General features: G+C 69.9%; 6 protein-coding genes. 4 read left to right on the forward strand and 2 right to left on the reverse strand.

Features of this window, described 5'->3' with window-relative positions:
• Window positions 1-409, forward strand: a 409-nt coding sequence (locus AC08OU_RS23980) for an NADPH-dependent FMN reductase (protein ID WP_476602231.1), incomplete at its 5' end; no start/stop codon positions are given.
• Between the two features lie 44 nt (window positions 410-453).
• Here the strand turns inward: AC08OU_RS23980 and AC08OU_RS23985 are convergent.
• The gene (locus AC08OU_RS23985; RefSeq protein ID WP_476596091.1) at window positions 454-612 is read right to left on the reverse strand and encodes a hypothetical protein; all 159 of its coding nucleotides are present in this window, start codon (window positions 610-612) and stop codon (window positions 454-456) included.
• A gap of 137 nt (window positions 613-749) precedes the next feature.
• On the opposite strand from AC08OU_RS23985, the gene AC08OU_RS23990 reads away from it, so the two are divergent.
• Both AC08OU_RS23990 and AC08OU_RS23995 read left to right on the forward strand, forming a co-directional pair.
• On the forward strand, window positions 750-941 hold the full coding sequence (locus AC08OU_RS23990; RefSeq protein WP_476605885.1) for a hypothetical protein: 192 nt from the start codon (window positions 750-752) through the stop codon (window positions 939-941).
• A 27-nt stretch (window positions 942-968) separates the two neighbouring features.
• Window positions 969-1,598, forward strand: coding sequence for a class I SAM-dependent methyltransferase (locus AC08OU_RS23995; RefSeq protein WP_476605886.1), 630 nt, complete (start codon window positions 969-971; stop codon window positions 1,596-1,598).
• Window positions 1,599-1,831: 233 nt separating this feature from the next.
• On the opposite strand, the gene AC08OU_RS24000 is transcribed toward AC08OU_RS23995, so the two are convergent.
• Window positions 1,832-2,530 (reverse strand): hypothetical protein, encoded by a 699-nt coding sequence (locus tag AC08OU_RS24000; RefSeq protein WP_476596093.1) that lies wholly within the window; start codon window positions 2,528-2,530, stop codon window positions 1,832-1,834.
• A gap of 144 nt (window positions 2,531-2,674) precedes the next feature.
• Here AC08OU_RS24000 and AC08OU_RS24005 point away from each other — a divergent pair.
• Window positions 2,675-3,131: hypothetical protein (locus tag AC08OU_RS24005; protein ID WP_476605887.1), on the forward strand; the 457-nt coding region annotated here is incomplete at its 3' end.

Here is a 3,131-nt window from a genome sequence, read left to right on the forward strand (position 1 = left end):
GCCGGCATACCCGCGCCCGGCGGGCATGGCACCCCTGACCGCGCGACTCGACGCCGCAGACGCGTTCGTCCTAGTAACCCCCGAATACAACCATAGTTACCCGGCGTCACTGAAGGCTGCCATCGACTGGCACTTCACCCAGTGGACCGCGAAGCCGGTCGCTTTTGTCAGCTACGGCGGCGCGGCGGGCGGTCGACACGCAGTCCTGCACCTGGAGAACGTCCTCACCGAGCTGCACGCGGTGACCATTCGCGACGGGCTGGCATTCCCGAACTATTTCGTGAACTGGGATGCTGGTCGGCCAGCTGATCCCGACGCTCCCGGCTACGCCAAGACATTGTTCAACCAGCTTGCCTGGTGGGCCGCCGCACTCCAGAAGGCGCGCGCCGAGGTGCCCTACCCCGACTAGTGGTCCGCCTGGTACCGGCACGCGATACCGCTGGCCGAAGCCCGCTACGCCGTCTGTCTCAAAGAGTATGACCAGTGAGCGCGGTTCACAACTAGGACGCGGTTCACAACTACGACAAGGACGGCTTCCTGGCGGAGTTCTTCCCTGACGATCCCCAGCCCCGCCCCGTGCTCGATGACCGTGGTCTTGAACCCGGCGTCCACCCACGCCTCGTGCACCGACGGGGCGACGGCGACGACCCGGTCCAGGCTCGTCCTCGGCTCGTCCTCGGCCAGCCCCTGTTCGTCTCCACGCAGGCCCTCTGTCTATAATGACAACCGTTTTCATCAACGAGAGGACTGTGATGCGTTCGCGACCACCGGCTCCGGGCCGCACCGCAGCTGCCCACACCGAGGCCCGCTCGTCACTCACGGTGCTCTGCGGTTTCTGGTCGTCGACGACCTTCGCCGTGGCCCGGGCGATGGTGGCGGCCGACCGGTCGTCGCTCCTGACGACCAGCATCCCTGGCAATCATGAGAACCGTCTTCAATAGTGGGAGATGGTGGCACATGACTGGCCCATGGAAGACGCCGGCCGGCCCGGGCGTCGCCGCCGAGCTGGGAGCCGTCGCGGAGACGTTGCTGATCCCGCTGTACGGGCGGGCGTCGCTCGCGGTCGCGGCCGGTGGCTGGAGCTGGATCTGCCTGACGCGATGGCGCTGCGCCGCCGCTTCTTCAGCGACGGCACCCGCCGCCGGCACCTGGCCGGGTCCGTCCTCGACGACGACTGGCTCGAGGTCGCCGCGGACACCGGCCCGGGGCCGTGGATGTTCGTGGCCGAGGCCGTGCTCGGGTTCCTCGACGAGCACGACGTCCACAACGTGCTTGCCCAGGTCGCGGGCCGGTTTCCCGGCAGCCTCGCCGCCTTCGACAGCTGGGGCGAGTGGATGCGGCAGAACCAGGAACAGCATGACGCGCTGAGCAAGGTCGACGCCCGCGCCCGCTGGTTCTGCGAAAACCCGGCCGACTTGGAACGCCAGGTGCCCGGGCTGGAGATCCTCGAATCCCGGACCCTGCCCGAAGCCCCGCGGGCCGTACTCGACCGGCTGCCATCCGAGGTATCCGCAGCGATGCCGGCCAGGCATGAGGACCCGCAGGTGCGCTCCTACCGACTCAACCTGGTCCGGCTCGGGGAGCCGTCGACCGGCTGACGTTGTCGAAACGAGCGAGGGCGGCCCGAGTCCGCTCCAGGCGATGCAGGCAACCAGCGCGCCCGCCGGACCACCCACCGAAGCCACCAGCAGAAAGTGCTCGCGCGGACCGACGGCGAATCGCAGACAGACCTCGCGCGAGACTAACCAACGCGCTCATCTGCTGATGACAGGACGTCCGGCTGCCCGCATGACGCCGCTTCGGGCCGCCGAGTTGAGGAGGTGGGTGAACGTCAGCCGTAGCTGGGATCGAGCGGGGTCGCGGGACGCGCGGCAACGGCGTCGATCGCGGGATCGGCGAGGACCGCGTCGATCGCGGCGTGGCTGGCACCGATGTAGGTGGAGTAGCCGTCGATCTCGGTGGCGACAAGCCAGGCCCGATCGTAGGGCCACCACAGACTCGCGCACCTCCACTCCACCGGCGCCGGCAACATCGGGGCGGCGCTCACCGGCCCGGTGAGCAGGTGGTACGCCCGGTTAGCTGTCCGCACACGCATCGGCCGGTCCTCCCAGGCGCGCGTCTCAGCGAGGCCGAAACCCTCCCAGAGGCAGAAGTACGCCTGGTCCGGCGTGTCGGTGAAGCTGGACAGGACCCTCGCGAGAGCCGCCGTCTCCCGCGCGTCCAAGCCTCCGTCAGAGGGTCGCCCCCAATGGTCGGAACCGGCGACGAGGTCGTCGAACCGGGTCTCGGCCGTCAGCGCCACGCCTCGGCATGCGGCGATCTCGGACCACCGGTGTCGCCGTCCCACACCCTCACGGTCGTAAGTCGGCGGCAGCACCCGGGCATAGGCCGCGAAGACGGGCGGCACCATCGCCGCGACCGTTGCGGCTGACGTGGTAGCGGCCAGGGCTGCCGCTACCCACGCCGCCGGACTGACGTCGGGCAGCAGCGACATCCCCGGCGCCCACGCGACCGGCTCCCCCATGTCCATCAGCCCACTCTGCCAGTCCCCACCCTCCTGATCGGGCCATCAGCCTTCCGTCGTAGGTCGTGGCCCCGTCGGCGGCCCACGGGATCCTGCGCGACATCGCCGGCCGCCGTGTAACGATGCGCGGTCGGCGAGGATGGTATGTCCATGAGCACATCTACGCCTCGCCGTCCGGAGCACAGGTCGGGACGTAAATCAGGATCGACGCCCACGTTGCTGGGCTACCCGCGCAGCTCCCTGCTGGTACCCGTGGTCGCCGCACTCGGCGGGCTGGTCTTCGCGGCCTGGAAGCCCGGTGTCATCCGATCGGCGTTCGCCAGCCCGCGCAGCGTCGCCTTCACGCTCGTCATCATGGCGGCGGTCGCCGGCCTCGGCTTCCTGCTGCCCAGACTGGGGAGGGGACCGGTGCTCACCGGGGCAGCACAGGCCGTGCCGGTGCTGCTCGCGTTCGTCGTCACAGTCCTGCCCGCGTTCCGAAACGTGACCGTCGAGGAGGAGTTACCCGCCGACGTCACCGCGGTCCTGCCGACCCGACCGTCCCCGCCCGGCGCCGCCCCGCAGGCGGGGCCGGCACCCGGGCAGACGCCGCCCCGGCCGCCGGCCC

The sequence above is a fragment of the Frankia sp. CcMO1 genome, from assembly GCF_977945845.1.